This is a genomic window from Longitalea luteola (genome assembly GCF_017356035.1).
Classification (GTDB): domain Bacteria; phylum Bacteroidota; class Bacteroidia; order Chitinophagales; family Chitinophagaceae; genus Niastella; species Niastella luteola.
In genome coordinates, this window is record NZ_JAFIQX010000007.1 from 296,256 (window position 1) to 317,871 (window position 21,616).

Genomic DNA, 21,616 nt, shown 5'->3' on the forward strand with positions numbered 1-21,616 from the left:
CACACGGATGTATGGAACACCTATTAATATCTTTTATTTTAACAAACCTTCCAGCAATACACCATCACCAGCGGGCAGATCGAGTTGTAACAATTTACTGATCAGCGGGGCAATATCAACCAATCCCATTTGGCGTATTACCACTCCTTTTTTAATGCCCTTTCCAAAAGCTACAAAGCCGGTTTGAATTTCTTTGAAGTCAGGAAAAAATCCATGCGTGCCGCCTTTCGCTGCACGAATGAATTCGCCGGTGGCTGCGCCATTGAATGTATATCCGGGTTTGGCGGCCAGGGCAAATGCTGCTGTAGCATCGGCGCCAACGGCATCCAGTTCTTCCCGGGTCTTGATAATGAATGTTTGTTGTTGTGCCGCAGGCAGGCCTTTTAACAACTGCAAGACTTTCTCTTTGGTGTGTTTGTCGTTTTTGTCTTTCAACTGCAAAAATGCCGCACCGCCTGACGGGTGAAAATAGGCTTTCCAGTTTTCCGGCTTTTGCGGATCATACAAACCGGCTTTGGCAAGCAGCGCATTGGGTGTTAAGCTTGCATGAATATCCACGAAGCCATGATCACCCGTAATAATAAAGGTGGTCTTATCGGCAATACCTGCTTTTTGTACGGCCTCCCTGATGCTCTTGATAGCTCTGTCGACGCCGGCAATGGCAGCCCTTACTTTATCACCATCACGGCCCTGTTCGTGCTCAAAATGGTCTACAGTAACCAGGTGCACCGCCAGCAAAGAAGGTTTATACTTGCGAATGAGATAACAGCTCATGCGGGCGAAGTTTTCATCCATACCCAGGTAATCGCCGTTAAAGTCCAGCTCATCCATTTTTCCGGTAGCATATTGTTCCAGTTCTTCATACAGGCCCGGCGGGTTGGCATTTTCCTGCAACGCTTTTCCCATAACGCGTTCCTGTCCTTTTTCTTTGGGCAGATACCAGTATTCGGGAATATTATAGGTTGCTGGTCCGCCAACCGATACAGGCCAGAATACGGAAGCGGTCTTCAATCCTTTTTCTTTTGCCTGGCTAAAAAGGGTAGGCACTTTAATAGTTGAATAGTTCCAAAGCCATTTGCCGGTAACGCCATTCGGTTCGGCGGGTGTGTTATAATATACGCCATGCTTCAATGGTTTTACACCGCTGATCATGGTGGTGTGAGAAGGGTAGGTAACAGTGGGAAAAACGCCGTCAACGCCATCGGCATACGCGCCTGTTTCCATGCCCTGCCTTAAATGCACCATATTCCATGAAGGGTCTTTGTAAAATTCAGGTCGTAAACCATCTATGCTGATAAGGATCACATGCGATTCCTGGGCAAAACCCGATAACCGGCAAGCTAAAAGGGCAGCTGCTGCTAAAATTAGTTTCTTCATATTGAGGGATAAAATAAAAGCGCGAAATTAAATTCAGTGATTTTACGGTAATATGAATTTTGTGTTAGGTTTTTAATGCCTGTCGGCAAATAACCTTACTATAGACTAATGAAGTAGCAGGATGGTACTATTTCAACAATAGTTTTTTGTGTTGCGGTAACGGGAAATTATTTAATAAGTCTCAGGGTAAAAGGATAACGGTACAGTTTGCTTTCACTGGCTTTAATGGTGGCGATAATAACTAACACCAGCACAACAATGCCCACTATCCATAACAGCAGGATGCCGATAATGGTTATGAAGAGAACGATGGCAACGATACTGAAAGTGATCTGGAAATTGAGGGATTCCTTCGCATGGTCTGTAACAAAGGTAGATTCGTTCTTCTTGATCAGGTAAATGATCAGTGGCGGAAATATCCAGAAAAAGATGGTCAGGACATGGCACAGAATGGCCAGTGTTCTCTCATCGCTTGTGGGGGTATACAGAGGCGTTTGCTCTGAACCTGTAAATGAGCCTGAAGGATTGGAGCTTGTCATGGTATTCCGTTTTCATGAAATTATTAAAATAAAAGCAATTAAAATAATTAAGTCGAAGACCCGGCGCAGAAGTTACACCGGGTCTTCGACTCAGCTCATATATTTTAAATTATAATTCAGTCATTGGCCGTGGAAACTGCTGCCATACATCGTCTCCTGGTCTGTCGATAGGAAGTTGGTTCAGCCGGTTATAACGGCGCATATCAACCCACCGGTGGCCTTCACCAAACAATGAATATCGCCGTTGTTTCAGTATTTCGGTAATGAGGCTATTCAGATCAGTTGGCCCTGTATAATCAGGTAATGAAGCCGCATTACGGATCCTGTTGATAGCATCTACTGCATTGGTGGGATTATTCAACTGCGCCTGTACTTCAGCATAGATCAGGATCAACTCTTCATTCCTGATGACGGGCATTGACGCCACATTGGTTGGATAAACATAAAAATCATAATCGCTGTTCAGTCCGTCCTGTGAGGCAGTGGATGTGCGCTTTGGTGCTTTGCTCAGCCTGGTATCGCCGGGCTCAGCATCGGTTATGAAAGTAGGATGCACCACCCGTGCTTCTGCCGGTGGTGAGTTGCGTGGAAAGAACAACGGATTTAACAGGTCGCCGCCACCGGTTGAGAACAGGTAGTAAGCGCCATCCGTCAATGGACCGTTTAGATCAAGGAATGACTCTGCCAGCGCTGTATTGGCCAGGTTCCAGTCCCTGCGGTAAACAGCTACCCTGGCCGCCAGTGCCCGGTTGAATTTTGAGAACTCACTGGCATTTTTACTGAACAGCGTCGTTGAGAACGGGAGATCAACCGTATTTCCCTTCAGATCAATATTGGCTTCATTCAACAAATTTTGAATAGCATTCAATGATTCATCCTTTGAAAGAAAAGGACCCAGATTGTCGGGATCAGCCACGTCGACCCTGATCCCGTTCTCATATTGCATATTCAGCACCATCAGCAGTTCGTGCGCCTGCATGGTCTTTGCATAGGCAATAGCCGCTTTACGTTGCGGATCGCTGATCGTTGCTTTTGTGTTCTGCAATGCTTCAATCAGGATATTCGTATTTTTTACAACCCTGTACCGCGCATTGAAAGGGTTGGTTGTGTAGAACGTATTGTTATCCAGGACAGCGCTTCCTTTTCCCAGCAGTTCAGACGTAAAACGGGGGTCGGAAGTGGAATAGCGGTAGTATTCCCTGCCGATCACACTGATACCATCGTATTGATTATTCAGGTTGTTCCTCATGCCGGCTTCTATGCCTACTACCAGGTTCTGTAATTCACCTATTGTCGCATTTTGCGTAATCCCCGTAATGCTGGGATTATTGGGATCGAGGATAGGGTCTACATTACAGGACGGCAAGCCTGCGGCAATAAAAAGAACTGCCAGGGCTGTAAGCCGGTATAGTTTATTTTGAAATTTCATATTCGATCTTTTAAGCGTGACTGATTAAAAGGTAACTGATACATTAAAATGGAAACTTTTGGAAGAAGGATAGGGCGTTACTTCCACGTTGCTGGAAATAGCATCTATTCCAAAGTTGGATACTTCCGGATCATAACTGTTATAGTCAAACACGTTGATCAGGTTCCTTCCTGAAAAACCAACTCTTACCCGGGCAACATCCCTGAACCATATCTTAGGTAATGTATAGCTTAAACCTAATTCCCGAACCCGGAAGTACGAAGCGTCCTGGATCCATGGCCGCGCTGTAGCGCCCTGGATAGCCAGTCTGTACGGTCCGTCCGTTAATTGACCGGAAGGATCCAGTGTTCTTTTATCGTAATCGGGAGAAGTGCCGAAAATATCGCTCAGCAGGGTACTTAGGTTAATGTTATCGCCGCCTTTCTTCCAATGCATCAATACGTTCAATTCGAAGCCGTTCCAGGTAACGTTATTCGACCATGCCAGATTGAAATCAGGTTCTGTATTACCGAATACGGCCAGATTGGTTTCCGGATCAACTTTATCTGATGCATCACCGACACCTACTAACTGGGTAGGGCTTTTGCCTTTTTCAATGCGATAAGTACCCAGCGAAGCGCCAAAAGCGCCTACATTAAAGGGCGGCACATCCAGCCTGGTAACCCTTGCGGTGTTCTTCCACCAATTCGCCTGGGTATTCCAGCGCCATTCTTTGGTGATCACCGGAACGGCGTTAACACTGATCTCAACCCCTTTATTCTCAATGGCGGCCACGTTCTTCCAGGCCGTAGAAAATCCTCCGGAACCTGTTGTTTGTACTTTCAGGATCAGATCTTCCACGTCCTTCTTATACCAGGTAAATTCAAATCCTACGCGATTGTTAAGAATGCCCGCATCGAGGCCAAGTTCCAGTTCCCGCTGTCTTTCTGGTTCAAGATCACCGGCCCCCCGGGTAACGTCTACTATCGAGCCGGTGGTACCACTAAAATTAACCGGTACAAGCGAGGCGTAAATAGCGCCAAAAGGAGCAAAGTTTCCCGCTTCGCCATAGGCGCCGCGCAATTTTAAAAGGCTGAATGTCTTTAATGAAGTAAGTGGTAAAATATTAAACGCTGCCGATGCTTTGGGATAATAATACAGTTTATCGGCATCGCCGTTGCGGCTCGATTTGTCGCCTCTGAGACCCAGGGTGGCAATGAACATGTCTTTGAAGTTAAATTCTTCCTGAACAAAGAAGCCACGGTCTTTTGAGATGTTCTTGTTCTGTTCTACCTGGATGGAGCCGGCCTGGTCAAGATTTGTTTGTGTGCCGATGAGTTGGGTAGCTGTATTCACAATAGTGTTGAGGTCAACATTAAAACCATTATACCCGGCCTGGGTAGTGAACCGCATATCGTTGTCCAGCGCCAGTTCATATACTGCCAGTGCAGAAAAATTCGTATTGTTGGCAACGGTTGTTCCATAGATCAATGCACCATTGGTGCCATTTCCGTCTTTTTGGAACTGCAGCACGGCCGGAAAAATAGCGGTTGTAGTGAGCGTGTATTTGTCAAGGCCTCCCAATGCGATCACTTTAAGATCGTGCCCTCCTTTGGTGAATACTGTCCAGGTCGCTCTTCCGCCCAATAGAATTCGGTTCACCTTTTCGTTATTGGTGATCAGGTCACGCGTTTGGATAAAATTAGAAGGCGCTAATGGATTATTGGGATAGTTACCGTTGGCATCGGGATACAGGTTAACCCAGGAGGGCGTTGCTACAAACGATACACCCAGGGTAGTGCTGGTGTTATCATTATTGAAAAAGCCGCGATCAGCACTTGATTCAACATAGTTGGCATTCAGGCTCAGGTCAAGGAATTTTGCGACATTCTGGTCGAGATTAAGCCGGAAAGAAGTTTTCCGGTAACCGGTAGTTTTTATAATAGCTTCATCATCGCGGTAAGTTACACCGGCATAATAGGAGGTTTTTTCGTTGCCGCCGCTTACGCTCAGGCGGGTATTGCTCATATATCCTACATTGCCGTATAATTCGTCTTCATAATCGAATGTCCTTCCTTCATTGGCGTTATATACGGCGATGCCGTTTGCGCCAAAAGCGGCCCGTACCTTGGAGGTATCCCAGGAGCGTTGTCCAAGCTTCTTCAACTGCATTTGCCAGCCGATCGATTGGCCGAGTTCTACTCTGGGTTTGCCGGTTCTTCCTTTTTTAGTGGTGATGATCACAACGCCGGCTGCTGCTCTGGCGCCATAAATAGCCGAGGTAGAAGCTCCTTTCAGGATCTCGATACGTTCTATGTCCTCGGGGTCCAGATCAGCTACGCGGTTGGAAGGATTGTCCTGGAAATTGGTACTTCCCTGTCCGGCAGCCTTGGAGATAAAGTTCGTACCACTTTGAATAGAGGAGTTGTCATAATAAACCCCGTCAACGATAAACAGTGGTTGAGAGTTTCCTACCAGCGAAGTAACCCCGCGAAGCTTTATTGAAATACCCCCTCCGGGCGCTCCGGAATTGGCTGATACGATCGCCCCGGGGAATTTGCCATAGAGGGCAGCGTCTACCGTTGCCTGCGGTGTTGTGCCAACCAGTTGTTTGGCCGAAACGGTGCCCACTGCATGGGCAAGGTTACCGCGTTTGGTGGCGGAAGCCAGACCGGTTATAATTACTTCTTCCATGTGGCCTACGTCTTCCTGCATTCTGACAATAAGATCAGAAAGGCTGCCGGTAACAGGAACTGTTTGGGTTTTGTAACCAATAAAGGAAACTTCCAGCGCCCCGCCTGCAGACGGTAAGGTGATCCTGAATTTACCATTGGCATCGGTACTGGTTCCCTGGTTGGAGTTGTGGATCTTTACAGTAGCGAACTGTATGGGATTGTCTTTGCTGTCGACAACAGTACCCGACACGTTTATTTGCGCAAATAGCCATACAGGAGCAAAAAAGCAGAAAAGGCACAGCAATCGTTTTGAGTGTTGCATGCTGATGAATTTGAGGTGAACAATATTAAATCATAATCATAGTCAGGGTACTGATCAAGCAGCGGTCTCATACCAAGTACCTGAAGAATTCTTAACAGGGGAGGATTGAAGAATAAAGCAATATGCTAAGGGGTATTTGCCAGGGATCCAAGCCAGCCAAGTATGCAGTTCGAAAGTTAGCGCTTAAAAATGAGACAATTGGCCGCAAGTAATTGCTGCATTATGGTGACAAATGCCCTTTTAGGGAGGGGTTTCCGGGAATGAAGGTAATATTTGGCGACTGACTTACAAAAAAAGCAGGCGCGCGTTTTTTTATTTAAAGAAATTAATTATGTAGTTGTAACAACGCTAACGCATAACTGTTTTTAGGTGGAAACACAAAAACACCCGGGCCGGTAGTCGACCGGGTGTTTCCAATTTTAAAAGATATTGGCTATTTTTTTCTGAAAAATTAACTACGCCAAAACTAAATAGCGAACCTGGATTTTTGAGTTAATGCATTAAGCGGTGCTGATCGAAGTATAATCTACCTTTCCATTCGGCGTTAACGGCATGGAAGGAATGTATTTTACCTGTACCGCCGTAGGATGAATATTCAGTTTATCTTTTAATGCCTGTTTGATAGTGCTTTCTTCCAGTTGCTCGTTTACATGTGATACCTGCAGCAATTTGTCATTGATGCCGGTGCAAACAACGGTTTGTCCACCCAGTCCGTTTTTCAGGATCAGCTCCACCTCGTCGAGATTCAGGCGGGTTCCAAACAGTTTGATGATGCGTTTAATTCTGCCTGTTATATAATAGTATCCTTCATCGTCCTGGCGGGCTACATCGCCGGTGTACAGTTTGTTGCTTTCCTGCCAGGTGTTCAGGTCTGCCGGACTATTCGCGTATCCTCCAAATACATTAGGCCCATAATAGATAAGTTCACTTGTTTCCGGGTCTATTTCAAACCGGCCGTTCTTAACAGGCCGGCCGATGGAGGCCGCTTTGGTCAACAGATGTTCCTGGGGCAGAAATGCCATTCGGCCGGCCGCTTCTGTTTGTCCGTACTGGGCAATGAATTGTTTATGGTAGGTGTTGCAATAGCGAACGATCTCCTGCCGCAAAGCCTGGTTGAGAATGCCGCCCGTTTGGGTCATATACCGCAGCGACGGATGGTCCTTTTTAAAAAAACCGATGCGGTGCAAAGCTTCATATACATAGGGTACGCCGCCAATGGTACTGCAATTGTATTTGCTGAAATCTGTCCAGAATGCCGGCTGCAAAAGATCTTTGCTGGTGCATACTATAGTGCCTGCCGCCATGCAATTGGTGGTGAAAATGGATAGGCCGTACACAAAAACAACCGGCACATTCAGCGGCACCACATCATCGTTTTTTATGGGCATGTAATCCAGGATCGACCAGGCATTCTGCACCAGGTTGTTGTCGCTTAATTTTACAAATTTCGGTGAGCCGGTAGTGCCCGATGTGCTTAACAGCATTTTGATGTTCGAATGGATTTGATGATCCGGCGGGTTTTTACATTTTAATAGTTTAATGGTAGCAGAAACAGTTACAGTATTGTAGCCATATACTGCCGGGCGGGCCGCATCAAAGATGTAATAAGGCGAATAAAGTTCTTCCAGGTTTTGTTTGAAAGATGGATGCAATTGTGCGCTTAGCATTACAACGGTGAAACGGCTGTTCAGGAAATTCAACAATACTTCTACCGATCCAATTCCGTTGTCGCTATAAATAAACACCAGTCCCTGCCGGTCATCGATGGACAGGGACTGGTGAAATGATCGGATGCCAACTGCGTGTCCTGTTTGTGCATCAATAAAGAACAGGTCACGGTTCTTTTGAATGAGCTCGTATAATGACATGGTTAATGCTAATGTGATAATTTGATAATGTGATAATTTGATAATGGAAGGCAGCGAATTTGCAGGTAATAAATTGCTAACCTGCAGTTGTTACATTGTATTTTTGTAACAGCTCTTTTATTTTGGTTATACTGCCCATGGTGAGCACATCTTCCATTTCGATGGTGATGCTATAAGCGGTTTCCAATTCAGTGACGAGTACCAGGTGCGATACGGAATCCCATTCCGGTATACTTTGGTATTCCAGCTCGTCGGTTATGTCGTTGGCGGTAATGCCAAATGCTTTGGCGATCACTTCCTGCAAATGTTGTTGTGTGTGCATAACGATTTTTTTTTATGGTTTGATACTTATGTCTTGCGCCTTGAGCCTTGAGCCTTGAGTCTTAAGCCTTACGCCTTGCGCTTTGTACCTTTACACTTTTATCTTTTTCCATTTCCCTTTTCTGAAAACGATGATGCAGGCTATTGCCAGCACCAGCTCAGATATGAGAATGGCTATAAAAATGCCTTTAGGGCCGCAATTCAATCCAATACCCAGCAGCCAGGCGAGCGGTAATTGGGTTATATAGAACATGAGAATGTACAGCAGCGATACCTGTTTAATGTCACCGGCGGCATTCAGTGACCGGGAGATCACCATCGTATAACCAAGCAGGATATACGCCATGGAGATGAACCGTATATATAAGATGCTGTAGCTGATCACCTCTGGTACATCGGAGAACAGCGATACTACCGGCCGGGCAGCAAAAAACCAGAAAATGGCTACTGCTACCAGGTAACACATATTTACCGACCCGGCTTTCCATACCGTTTGTACCGCCCGTTCAGGTTGTTTCGCGCCGAGGTTTTGTCCGGTCAATACCCCGGCCGCATTCCCTATGCCCCAGGCAGGCATGGTGGCTACTGATGCCACCCGTTGCGCGATAATATAACCCGCCAAGGCATTGGGGCCGAAATGCGACACGATCTTGATCATGAACATCCAGCTCGATGCGGGTATCATGTATTGCAAGGTGCCGCCAGCGGCCTGTTTCATGATCTTTTGAATAATAACCGGCACCAGCAGCAACTGTGCTTTCCCGATAGTGATAATTGTTTTACCCTTCAACAGGTACCAGGCCTGATATCCTACGCCTGCCATACGCGCAATGGCTGTTGCCAGCGCAGCACCTGTTAAACCCAATGGCGGCACAGGTCCCCAGCCAAGGATCAGCGGGGGACAAAGGAGGATATTGAGGCCATTTGAGATCCAAAGCGTGCGCATGGCCAGGGCCGCATCGCCTGACCCGCGAAAGATGCCATTAACGGCAATGCGCAGGATAATGAACAGTGTGCTGCCAAACATGATGCGGCAGAACAAACTGCCTTCATCGATTAGCGCTTGCTGTAAACCCATCCAGATCAAGATCTCGCGGTAAAACACACAGGAGACGGTACTAATAACCAGTGAAATGGCCAGGCCGGTATAGATCACCTGCATGGCCGTGAGGCCTGCTGTTTTTGGTTTTTTCTCGCCAATACGTCTTGAGATAATGGAGGAAGCGGATACGCTTAATCCGATGGACACGGAATAAGCAAAACTGATCACCGATTCGGTGGTGCCTGCAATGGAAATGGCATGGGCGCCCAGTCTGCTTATAAAGAACAGGTTGGCGCAAACAAACAGCGATTCCATCACAAGTTCCAGTACCATGGGCACAGCCAGCAACAGGATCGACCGGTTAATGCCGCCCGTAGTAAACTGTTTTTCCTTTCCCGATATAGCCAGCTTCATCAGGTGGACGATATTGCCGCTGTAGTTAAAAGCCGCCTTTATTTTTTCTTTATACAATTTCATGATTGTTGTAGGAGGATACTTCAGGTGCCTGCTGTTTGATGGCATATAATGGGTTTTGCAAGGTGCCGCCTTTCCGGGGAATGGCAAAGCTGGTCTTTTCTTGGTACGCATTGCCCAATAATCGTACGCTGTTGATGTAAAACCGCTTGAACTCCGGCACGAACAGATCGTATTTTTCGAATTTCTGCACCAGCGCCGGGTGGGCCGCCTGGTACTCGAGTATTACATCATACACCAGTTGCCAGAATTCGTTTTCATGGTACCCGGCATAGGCATGCAACACATTACCCAGGTACCGGAAAAATGCGTCAAAAACGCCCAGCAGGATAAACAACGGTACATTTTCCTTATTGGAAGAAGCGATCATGCCTTCCGCCAGTTCCCCGGGCAGTTTTTCCCTGGCTTCTTCTGTAAGCACAATATCATCTACAAAATCCTTGATGATGATGCGTACAGGCACATCCTCTTTCAGCACCAGGATGATATTTTCTCCATGAGGAGTTACGCACAATGCATGCTGGTAATAAATCTGTAATAATGGTTTCAAATAGGCGTTGAGGTAAGCGTGCATCCATGCTTCTGTAGTAAGGCCCGACCGTTTTACCAGTTCTCCCACCAGGGAGTTGTTGTTTTCATCGACATATAACAGCGCAGCCATGGTAATGATGCGTTCACCGGGTTGCAGATATTTTGTCGCGCTTTCGCGCCACAACACCCCGAGATATTCTTTATACTGATAAGGCGGATCAACGATCGCATGATAGTAAGGATGTGTATAGCTCACTGTAGCCACTTCGCCCAGTAATACCAGGCCCAGTTGCCGGAGGTAGGCATCCTGTTGCAGCATGTTCAGCACCCAGCTGGTTACGCGGGGCGCAATGGCCATTTGTTTTGGTGAAAGCCCTCTTATATTTCCCGTGCTTAAGATAGAAATGGCGGTTTTGACGTAATGCTTCCGGGGCTGACTGTTATTATAAAAAGTGCGGATGCTTTGCTGCGGTGAGTAGCTGTCGCCGCTCATTCCCAGCGGTATGATCAGGCGGCTGGTTATGTCGGCGGCGTATTGCATCAACAGTTTGTTGTTCCATTGCCAGGGATGTACCGGAATGAATGTATATTCAGCCGGATCAACACCATAACCGGCAATGATGGCGTTGAATTCTGCTATGGTTGCCTCGCCCAGTTCCTGGTCGAAGAAAGATCGTTCCTGAATATGATCCAGGCTGCGGAATGCAGCCCGGCTTCTATGCGCGGCAAGCCAGTTGAGTTGAATGGTCTGGTTTGCCTCTGGTGCATACCGCCTATAATCTTCATAATTAAATCCCAGGCGGCTTTTATTAACGATCACCCAGGGATGACCGTCCATTTGATGTTCAACAGTCTGGTAATCGGCCTGTGCCAGCTGACCGGCTTTTAAGCGGCCTTTTGCCAACAGATAAGCATCGGCATACAGCGTGTGTAACAACTCTTCTACATAATGCGCCAGGGTAAATGAGCTTATGCCAAAAGTGTGTTGCAATTCAACGAAGAAGAGCGGCGCGTCAGTGGCAACGGCTGCTACGTCATTATCATGGCGTAGTATGCTGTCGGCTTCAATATGCCAGTAGTCGAGCTGCCGTTTATACCCTGCAAACGTATAATGAATATGAGCTTGATCGGTCGCTAACTGAAAACAGGTTCGGCCATCTTCATCTGCCGACAAGATCGCGGGTTGAGCTACCTGTTCGTGCATCAGTTCGGCCAGACTTTTCGCCAGCAGCCGGTTGTTCACTTTTTGCCAAACGTCTTTTTGAAGCGGGGCTGTGCCCGCCAATGGTGTAATGATCATAGTTTTTCGTTTATTGGTCAAATCGTATGGCTGTCTACCGGTAACAGTTCTTCTACTTTCTCTGTGCCGAAGGTCTGGAAGGCGATACGCTTTTCAATGTGATATACTTCGCGGCCGGTTACTTTATTAATGATATGTGCATTGCGATAGGCGCCCATGCCCAGGTCGGGCGTTACAAAGCCATGGGTATGCAGTTCAGCATTTTGCACAAATATTTCATCGCCGTTCACATCGATGGTGTAATCGCGCTGTACCTGGAATAAACCATCCGGTTGGCGGTTGATGCGTTCCGTTATGCCTTGCAGAAAAGCCGGTTCGCGGTATTTGTAACCCGTTGCCAGTACAACGTAGCTGGCCTGGCATCGATACGGTTCCTGTTGATCGGTTTCCGTGAAGAACAGCTCATACCTGTTTTTTTCCGCGGCCGTCGTGATCTTTTCCAGCCGCATGTTCGATCTGATGTTCACAGGGAGGGAAACATTGCCCACACTCATTTCGTATAACTGGTCAAATATGTCGTTGATAAGATCATAGTTGATGCCTTTGTATAATGAGTTCTGTTTCGACAATAATTGCTTACGCCTTTCTTCGGGCAGCTTATAGAAATAATCCACGTATTCCGGCGACGTTAATTCGAGTGTAAGCTTTGAATATTCCATTGGGTAAAAGCGGGGCGACCGGGTGAACCAGCTCAGTTGCAAACCCTGCGCCGTGGCCGGCAACAAATCCTGGAAAATTTCAGCAGCGCTTTGTCCGGACCCGATCACGGCCACTGACCCACTTTTCAGCAATTTGTTTTTGAAAGGCAGGTATTGCGAGGTATGAATGACACCGGGCAATTGGCTCCCATCGATGAAGGGCGGCATATATGGTTGCGTACCCGTTCCCAGGGCCAACCGTTCCGCATAAAAGGTTTCAGGACTGCCGGTTTTCGAACGCCGCACTGTTACCTCATACAGATCATTTACAAAATCAATGGCGATCACTTCATGGCCAAAGCGGCAGTTAGTCAATTGGGTGGCCACCCACTGGCAATAACAATTGTATTCTTTACGCAGAATGTTGAAATTCTCGCGAATATAAAAGGGATAGATCCTGCCGGTGTGTTTACAGAAATTCAGGAAGCTGTATTTGTTGGTTGGATCGGCCAGGGTCACCAGGTCGGCCATAAATGGCACCTGCAGGGTAGCGTTGGGCAACATTAATCCCGGATGCCAGTCGAACGATTCAGACTGGTCGAAAAATAAGGCGCTTACACCTGCCACTGGTTCTATCAGGGCTGCCAGTCCCAGGTTGAACGGTCCAATGCCAATACCTATTAGGGAATATATTTTCATTTAGTTTCTCTTTTTAAGGTTAATCTCATCTAAACAAACGCAAAACGCTAAACGCGGAACGCAAACCAGCGTTAAGCATTCGGCTTGTATTGCGGAAATTTTGCCCAGAACCATTCACGGAAACAGAAATTGAGATTGGCTTTTTTGTGCGGCATTTCTATTACTTTTTCTACCCTGAACCCTACATGCAGTTTGTTCATAAGGGAAGCCAGGGAATCAACCGAGCCTTCGCCTACCATTTTTCCTACCTGCGGCTGCGCAAACACGTAATCAACCATACATTGGGTAGAAGGGGAGACGTATTTCTTTTTCGGATCAACCGGCGCAATGTATTGATGTGTGCCATAGTCGGTGGGCAATACATCATAGTATTCGCCTACCAGATCGCGAACGGCCCAGTACACTTCGAAGTAAAAGCTGGGCTCGCCATTGGCTTCCCCGATATAAGCATACAACATATCGCCGGGTAACAGCGTGCGGTAATACGTTTCCATCTTACTGATGGGCCAGTTCATTTGCCAGATCTTAATGGCGTGTTCGCGATGGAACCATTCATGCAGCATTTCCAGGTCGCGATCGAGGTCAATAGGCCGCAGGCTGATGGTTACGTTCTCCTTCGCAAAGTACCGGCTGTAGAAAATGTCTTTTGAAGCGGGCCGGATGAGGGTATCACTAAAGAAATATTTATGCAATGGGTTGTAGTAGGCGCGATAAACAGCCGGATTTGTTCTTGGCGCACTTGCTTCGTCCATATTATTGATGCTGGTAAGCAGGTTTCCTTTGGTGTTCAGTCTAACGCTGGTAAGAAAATGATTCGACAGGCCCGTTGAATCTGTATCGCTTAGGGATGACAATAATTCATAGGTCAAATGCAGCAGGCTGATCTCACTGGCCAGTTGATTCCGCCCAAAGGCGCTTATAATACCGAACAGGTTATTAGAGATGAGGTAATGGTCCCAGTACCTGTACATACGTTCTTCGGGAATGAAAGAGCGGCTGTTTTCGCCAAAATCAGGAATGGCCTGTAACAATTCGTTCACTTTTCCCTCGCGGAAAAAGAATCCCTGGTTGTCGCGGAAATAAATTTTAGCAGGGAAACCATGGTCATCCATTTCCAGCAAAATATTCTGCTGGTGGTATTCGCTGCCTAAACCAAATTCATTAAAAATACCGATCAGCGGTTTAACACAAACCAGCAGGTATTTTTTGAACCAGTCAACTGCTGTTTCGGCAACAGATCGATTGCGGCGTTTCGCTGCTTCCTCCATGATCTGTACGATCCTTGGCGCCTCGGTTGTAACTCCATCCTGGCACAGGGCAGCTACCAGCGACACATTTTTGTTGGCATGTTGCGCTTTGAAGACATTCCGGCGAACACTGGTCGTAAAACCGTCAATAACGGCTCCATTCCAGGTGACCATGATATACGCCGGATCAGTTATAAATTCCACTGTAGGATATTGCTGCTGCAAAGCCTTTCCCCAGCTGGTTTTCATCAACCGGGCGGCATCATATCCGCGGTACAATTCATGCGGGTAATTCACCCGGTAAGAGTTGGTGATCTTTACATGCAGCGACAGCTTATACATCCAGTCGCTTTGTTCGTGGTAAACAGTGCGTACGCTCGATGTAGGCGCATAGGCCATACCGGTTTCTCCTATGCTGTGCAGGAAACCTTTGGCCTGCATTTCGCGTACTGCCGGTTGTTGCAACAGGTAACGCGCTTCCCAGGGATGTGCGGGCACTACTTTGTAATCATAATACTCGCGGATCATTGCCTTTACCGGCTGTGCCAGTTCACCTGCCAGCAATTCCTGTTTCAACCAGTCGCAGGGCAGGGCTGCCTCCGTACTTTTTTCTATTACATAGTCGGGGTGAATTAAAAAATAATATAAAGGAAAACGGGCCTGCGTTTCGGGCGAATACTGCAGCAGATCGTCTGTGGTAAAGCCCTCTCTTGTTTTTGTAAGCGGATGTAAATTATGTCCTGTCAACAGGGATTGTTCTGCTTGAATAAACGATTGTTTTGCCTGATTAATGGGCGGACGATTCGTTTCAAACCTGTCGAGAAATATTTCCAGGTTATTTATACTATTCTGCATCAGCAACGCCGTGCGGCTTGCTTCCGCCTCCGGATAGGAAGTTGTTGCATATTGAGTAACCAGTTCGAGGAAGCGGAATGGACTGATCTCATTGATACAGTTGGTAGCCACGTCTTTTTCTGCCACCGGAAAATAGAATTGGTGATTACCGGTTTCCGAATAATATTTCAACGGGATGAATATTTCTGATCCTATGGAAGTGAAATCGATGCGCACATGCATGGTAAACCCGGTAAAGCGGAACCAGTCAGCCAAACCTTCATCATACCTGGGTATGCCTTCATAGCGGCTCCAGTTGCTGAACTCGCGGCAAAAACTATTGATGAGCGTCGTATAATTGAGCTGCTCAGCTTTTTGCTGCAACGAGGTGGCGTTGCTCATAATCTTTTCCATGCTTCTTTATGATTGTTAAAATGTTTTGAATGTGTTGAATGGTCGTGAGTGGATTCAGGATGGTGAATTTCAAATAGAATCGGCCGTTCACCCGGGTGCTGGCTACGAGCACCTCGCCGTTAAAGAACATCGTTTGTTTGATATGTTGGTTCATGGCGCAGGTGTCGATAGCACTTGCCTGTTGTGGCAGATAACGAAATACGAGGACGCCCAGATCAGAATGGCTTAACAGCTCAAAATGCGCCGATGCTTCTATCATACATGCGGCCTCTTCCGTGGTATCAATGATCCTGTCGGTATACCAGCCCAGCTTTTGTTTGCCAAGGAGCCGTAAGGTGAACCACAGCTTCAATGCATCGAAGCGGCGGGTACTTTGGGTAATGGATTTATTGATCTGCGCCGGCAGTTCATCATAGTCCTGCTCCTTCGGATTCAGGTAATCAGCATGGTGCCTGATGATGTTCAGGTGCAGTTTGTTCTTTACCAGGAAGGCGCTGCTGCTGATGGGTTGAAAGAACGATTTGTGATAATCGATGGTTATAGAGTCGGCCAGTTCAATGCCATTTAACAGGTACCTGTATTTCTCCGATAGCAGTAAACCGCAGCCATAAGCCGCATCAACATGAACCCACAGGTTGAATTGCCCGGCAATCCGGGTTATGTCCTGCAACGGATCGATGTTCCCGAAATCGGTAGTGCCCGCAGTAGCCACGATCGCAATGGGAATATTGCCGTTTTCAATTTCATGATGAATAGCCTGTTCCAGTAAGGTAGCATCCATGCGGAACCGGTCATCAGTAGCTACTTTTACGATGGCCTGCTCGCCGAGCCCCATGAGCGATGCATTTTTCTGGTTGCTGAAATGCGCCTTTTCCGACACGAAGATGCGAAAGCGGTTGGCATTGGCCGGGTGTCCCTGCAATTTGATATTATGATCTAAATAAGTCAAAGCGTAATGATCCCGGGCCAGTAATAAGCCCATCATATTACTTTGGGAACCGCCACCGGTAAATACGCCATCGCACTGGCTGTCATAACCGATCTGTTGGCCTGTCCAGTCGATCAGGCGGCGTTCCATGAAGGTGCCGCCGGCGCTTTGATCGTAAGTGTCCTGCGACGAATTAATAGCGCTGATGATCACTTCGGCGGCCAGTGCAGGTATTACCACCGGGCAATTCAAATGGGCAATGTATTGCGGTAAATGGAAGGCAGTGGCATGTTTGATGTACAGCGCATTCACTTCTTCAAACAGGCTTTTATAATCCGGCAGCGGATCATCAAAACGGATATTATCAAATTCAGCCAGCAAGGCAGCTGGCTTTATTCCACTGAACGGCTTTTTTGTATTCTTTAAAAAGCCCGAAACCTGTTCGGCTGCTGCCCTGATGGCCAGCCGGTATTCCGTTTCTGTTCTTTCATAAAACAGCTCGTTACAGGCGGTATCCTCCATTTCATGTTCGGGCAATTCCGTAGCAACTGCAGAGATCAAGGTTTGTTTTTCCATTGGTGCGTTGATTATTGTTGTGAAGGACCATTGTTAAAAAGTTTGCCGTAGTGTTCTTCCATAATGAAGTAGGGGTCATCGGTTTGGGTGACCGACCTGATGTTGATGAGGCTGGTTTTACTCATCATGCGCAGCATCAACCGGCGTTCACATTTTACCATCTGCCCGTTGTCATTGCGATAACCGGCAATAAAGGAATTCCGGCCATGCGCACATAGATGATTGTTCACAAAAATGAGATCGCCTGACTCGGGAATGAAACTGTTGTTGATCAGCTTCTTTGCTTCTTCCCAGAAGCGCACGAGGTTATGCATGGCTTCGGGCGATTGGCCGGCTTTTTCATTGAAGATCTGTTCAGCCGCATCGAAACGGATAAAAGGTCTTTTCCGGTTGCCATATAATACAGATGTGGTTACATCTTCCGTATTTTCTTCATCACTATAGTTGGCATCTTTCGGACACTTATAAATCGGCTTGAACAGTTCTTCCATGATCTCATTCGTATCGCCATGCGAACGGATGGAATACAACGTAGAGGGTACCCGTTCTTCATTGCGCAGGAACAGAAAGCTGAGGAAGTCGGCCTGGTTAAATAAAAAAGCATCCTCGGTATGTACAAACAGATCGGTCCGGGAGCCGGAACCCGTTTGCGTATAATTCATTTTTTCATCGGGTATAACGGCATGCAGCAGGCCACCGCCTTTGCGTTGTGCATAATATTGTACCGGTTTGGATGGGATAGCACCATGCAGCAGCGAACATATGAAACCATATTTGATCAGCTTGCTATAATCAGTTTCTTTCCAGGAAGGTGGAGTAGGACCCAACGCATCCTGGTCAACATCAGTAAGTCCTCTGAAGACCAGGGCGCCATATTGGTTACGCGAAAAATCGGCGCCAAAGCGGCTCAGTAAACCGGCAATGCGTTCGGGCAACAGTTGGAACGCATTCAGGTGCAGGGAAGAGATATAGTCGGGGTGTTCGTAATGGCCGAATGCTTTTGATAAGATATTCGCCACATTTGAAATAGCTGTTCTTTCTCTCGGGGTAACGTCAATGATCAGTGGACCCATTGGTGGCGGCTGTGCGCCGGGTCCTGTTATCAACTGCCTGTCGGCCTGCGTTGGTATAGCAGCCTGTTGGCGGGCAGATGCGGTAATTGTTTCCATGTTTTCTGATTTTATGTTTAATGGTTTCATAATAAGCTGAACGCTCAACGCCTAACGCCAAATACAAACGCCGACCGCTTAATACAGAATAGGCATACGTGTTCGATCGCTGAAATGTGTGTTGTTTTCAGCGTTTAAATTCAATACGGCTCTACAGGCATAATGATCCCGTTCTCTGAAGGGCACTCTTTCAGAGTTACGCATTATGCAGTTTTAGGCATAGTATTCCCAGGGGAACTTGCGTTCTGCGTAGCGTTTGGCCTTAAGCGAATAAGTATTTTAACAGTGAATCAGGCAAACCCTGTTTGTTATATTATCGGACAAAGCCGTAATATAACAATGGTGATGATAGCATTATAATTGGAAGGAGAAGAAAAATGTCACGCAATTTAAAAACTAAATCAATTATTCGGTTACGCGATGAGGAAATAATTTTCACATTTACACAATGGTTACATTGTGATAACATACATTAGGGGCATTGTATAATAAGGTAGACATAAAAAATAATGGTCCGGGTTATTTACCCAGACCATTCACAATAAAAATAGTACTGTATCGTGTACGGAAGAAAAGAGGCTAGAATTTAATAGTAACGTTAGCGGTGAACGAGCGCGGCATTTGCGGACTTAACACCCCCTGTCCAACAAAGTATTCTTCGTTGGTGGCGTTATCAATCTTGATGCCGAGGCGGTACCAGCGCGCATCATAGAAGACGGTGCCGTTTATTAAGGTATAGGAAGGCAAAGTGAATATGCCCGTAGCAGTCGAATTGGCTGTAAGGTGTTCATCTACATAATTGCCACCAACGCCAATGCCTAATCCTTTTAAAATGCCGGTTGGCAACGTATAGCTGATCCACGCATTGGCCAGGTTACGCGGCCCTGCAAAGGCCGGACGTCTTCCATTAACGGCTGCGGTTGCCCTGGTTAATTTGCTGTCATTATAGCTGTATCCAGCCAGGATGTTCAGGCCATCAACGGGGCTTGCCTGCACTTCAACCTCAAACCCTTTGCTGTATTGAGTGCCATCCTGAACAGTAATATTATAGGTTTTATTCTCTATGACAGTTGGCTCAACCCGCGACATGTTTGTGGCTTTTATGTCATAGTAGCTTGCCGTAACATTCAGCCTGTTGTTAAGCAGTTCGAGCTTAATGCCACCCTCAAACTGATCGGCATGCTGTGGTTTCATAACACCTGAAGGGGTACCCATGGGCGTAATTGGCTGAGAGATAGGTTGCAGGTAAATAAAACCATTCATGTAATTGGTGAACAGCGATACTTTATTTTCAACCAGCTGATATACCAGACCATATTTGTGTGAAAAAGTTGACTGATAGTATTTGGTGTTTGCCTGCGTGGTGTCTGCATAATGATTACGGGTGCCTTTACTGTCGAAGCCGTCTACCCGCAAACTCACCATGGCAATTAAATTATCGAGGATGTTCACTACGTCCGAAACATAAGCACTGTATATTTCAGTTGTGGTGTGGTTGCGGGTGCCCTGATCTGCGGATGCTGCTATCCGCTGATCCACAGCATAGCGGGAGATCTTTCCATAGTTTTTGTCGAGAAGATCAGTGCCATTTACAAAATCGAAAACAATATAGGGCGAATTGTCATTGTTCACCTTCGTTCTCACATAATCAAGCCCTGCCAACAGCCGGTGTTTGATGGCGCCGGTGCTGAAATGTCCGGTAAAGTTCTGTTGTAGATCGAGTGTAGAATTAATGGTATTCTGTAATGATATATTGCGCTCCAGCGAATCATCAGTAGCCTTGCGAATGAACGCATATTGATAATAACCGTCAGATTTGCGGGTATTGTTGCTGAGGATCGTTTGGGAAGTCCAGTTGTTGTTTATTTTATAGGTACCAATGGCCCGCATATTGGTGGTGGGCGTTTTCATGGTGAGGTCATTGGTGGTATATGACCGTTTCCAGTTGAAGCCCAGCTCATCAGGAGTACGGGCTACAAATTGCCGGCTACGGTTGAGAAATATCACGGAAGGACTCGTCATTTCAGCATTATAGAACTCGGCGTTCAGGTTAATTTTGAATTGATTGGTGGCGCGGATCTCCACTGATGGTGCTATGAGCAGGGATTTTCTGAAACCGGCATCCTGCCAGCTCTGCTGGTTCTGATAAGCCGCATTCAGGCGGAATAATACGTTTTTGTCTTTATTGACGGGACCATAGATATCGGCGGTTAAACGATTGAGATTATAACTACCGGTGCTATACGATATCTCACCACCCAATGTATCGATCGGTTTCTTAGTTATAATATTGATAAGGCCACCTAAAGATGTTACGGCGCCGCCATACAAAGTAGTAGAGGGGCCTTTCAACACTTCAATCTTTTCTACATTGGCAGGATCCATTTCGCCATTGGTTTGTCCGGGAACACCGTCGATCATGGAAACCTCGGTACGAAAACCCCGTACGGTATAATAGGTTGCGCCATCTGTATTGATACCACGATTGCCCTGGATCTTATACAGGCCGGGCGTGTTCTTCAAAATATTCCCGAAATCGGTAATAATCTGTTCCCTGATCAGATCCTTCGACAGGGAAGTATATACCTGTGGATTTTCCAGGCGGCTCAATGGCATTTTGGCCACGGTTTCACTGCCGTTGCCGCGGTGTTTGTTCTTAGCGGCAGCGATCACTACTTCCTGCAGGGTCGCATGATCTTCGGTCAATACAAAATCGGTTACGATGATCTCGCCTTCGTTGACAGTGACGGTTTTGTCGATCGGTTTTACCCCTACAGCAGTGATGCGGATGGTGTGATTGCCGGGTTTGATACCGGCTAGTTTGTATTCACCCTGCCGGTTGGTGGCCGTTGCTATTCTTTTATTCGCAAGGCCAACGGTAATCCCTTCTGCCGGTTTGCCGTCTGAAGTAGTTACTTTTCCCTGCAGAACGCCCTGCTGGGCCAGCAAGGCTACAGGCAAACCCGTAATAAAAAATAACATCAGGAAGAGTCTGGTGCTGCGTTTCATTTTGTTTTTCATATAGTGTGCTTGGTGCTATCTTTCGTATAGTTGATTTATATAAAATGAGTGTGTGCAGGGAAGCTTTCAACTGTTAATAATAAAAAAGAACCTGTTTAGGGATACACTGCACTGTGTTTGGTTCTCCTTCCGTTACAGCGCAGGTACGATAAACAGGTAAATAGTTGGAAAAGGTATTAACAGTTTTGTCATACTTATCCTGTCAACCGGCACTGATCATTACTGCCAGGGTA

The 21,616-nt window shown here is 46.7% G+C and carries 13 protein-coding genes; all 13 read right to left on the bottom strand.

Annotated features, from left to right (window positions below; translation table 11 throughout):
* Positions 1-33: 33 nt before the first annotated feature.
* The 13 genes from JUB15_RS18455 to JUB15_RS18515 all read right to left on the bottom strand — a co-directional run bounded on the left by JUB15_RS18455 (position 34) and on the right by JUB15_RS18515 (position 21,383).
* A complete protein-coding gene (locus tag JUB15_RS18455; protein ID WP_207513974.1) occupies positions 34-1,377 on the bottom strand; it encodes an alkaline phosphatase family protein in 1,344 nt (447 codons plus the stop codon).
* Positions 1,378-1,544: 167 nt separating this feature from the next.
* Positions 1,545-1,916, bottom strand: a complete 372-nt coding sequence (locus JUB15_RS18460; RefSeq protein WP_207513975.1) for a DUF4870 domain-containing protein — start codon at positions 1,914-1,916, stop codon at positions 1,545-1,547.
* A 109-nt stretch (positions 1,917-2,025) separates the two neighbouring features.
* Positions 2,026-3,345 (bottom strand): RagB/SusD family nutrient uptake outer membrane protein, encoded by a 1,320-nt coding sequence (locus tag JUB15_RS18465; RefSeq protein ID WP_207513976.1) that lies wholly within the window; start codon positions 3,343-3,345, stop codon positions 2,026-2,028.
* Between the two features lie 24 nt (positions 3,346-3,369).
* Positions 3,370-6,321: a SusC/RagA family TonB-linked outer membrane protein gene (locus JUB15_RS18470; protein ID WP_207513977.1), complete on the bottom strand. Its 2,952-nt coding sequence runs from the start codon at positions 6,319-6,321 to the stop codon at positions 3,370-3,372.
* Between the two features lie 500 nt (positions 6,322-6,821).
* Positions 6,822-8,189 carry an AMP-binding protein gene (locus tag JUB15_RS18475; RefSeq protein WP_207513978.1) on the bottom strand — a complete coding sequence of 456 codons (1,368 nt, stop codon included), beginning with the start codon at positions 8,187-8,189 and terminating at the stop codon, positions 6,822-6,824.
* A gap of 76 nt (positions 8,190-8,265) precedes the next feature.
* Positions 8,266-8,511, bottom strand: coding sequence for an acyl carrier protein (locus tag JUB15_RS18480; protein WP_207513979.1), 246 nt, complete (start codon positions 8,509-8,511; stop codon positions 8,266-8,268).
* Between the two features lie 90 nt (positions 8,512-8,601).
* Positions 8,602-10,029, bottom strand: a complete 1,428-nt coding sequence (locus JUB15_RS18485) for an MATE family efflux transporter (RefSeq protein WP_207513980.1) — start codon at positions 10,027-10,029, stop codon at positions 8,602-8,604.
* On the bottom strand, positions 10,016-11,857 hold the full coding sequence (locus JUB15_RS18490) for an IucA/IucC family protein (protein WP_207513982.1): 1,842 nt from the start codon (positions 11,855-11,857) through the stop codon (positions 10,016-10,018). The genes JUB15_RS18485 and JUB15_RS18490 overlap by 14 nt, the downstream gene beginning before the upstream one ends.
* A gap of 17 nt (positions 11,858-11,874) precedes the next feature.
* Positions 11,875-13,194, bottom strand: coding sequence for a lysine N(6)-hydroxylase/L-ornithine N(5)-oxygenase family protein (locus tag JUB15_RS18495; RefSeq protein ID WP_207513983.1), 1,320 nt, complete (start codon positions 13,192-13,194; stop codon positions 11,875-11,877).
* 71 nt (positions 13,195-13,265) lie between these two features.
* Positions 13,266-15,689, bottom strand: coding sequence for a GNAT family N-acetyltransferase (locus JUB15_RS18500; protein WP_207513984.1), 2,424 nt, complete (start codon positions 15,687-15,689; stop codon positions 13,266-13,268).
* A complete protein-coding gene (locus JUB15_RS18505) occupies positions 15,643-17,193 on the bottom strand; it encodes a pyridoxal phosphate-dependent decarboxylase family protein (protein WP_207513985.1) in 1,551 nt (516 codons plus the stop codon). The genes JUB15_RS18500 and JUB15_RS18505 overlap by 47 nt, the downstream gene beginning before the upstream one ends.
* 11 nt (positions 17,194-17,204) lie before the next feature.
* The gene (locus JUB15_RS18510) at positions 17,205-18,362 is read right to left on the bottom strand and encodes a Fe(II)-2OG oxygenase family protein (protein ID WP_242696414.1); all 1,158 of its coding nucleotides are present in this window, start codon (positions 18,360-18,362) and stop codon (positions 17,205-17,207) included.
* 579 nt (positions 18,363-18,941) lie between these two features.
* Positions 18,942-21,383, bottom strand: coding sequence for a TonB-dependent receptor (locus tag JUB15_RS18515; RefSeq protein ID WP_242696415.1), 2,442 nt, complete (start codon positions 21,381-21,383; stop codon positions 18,942-18,944).
* Between the last annotated feature and the right edge of the window lie 233 nt (positions 21,384-21,616).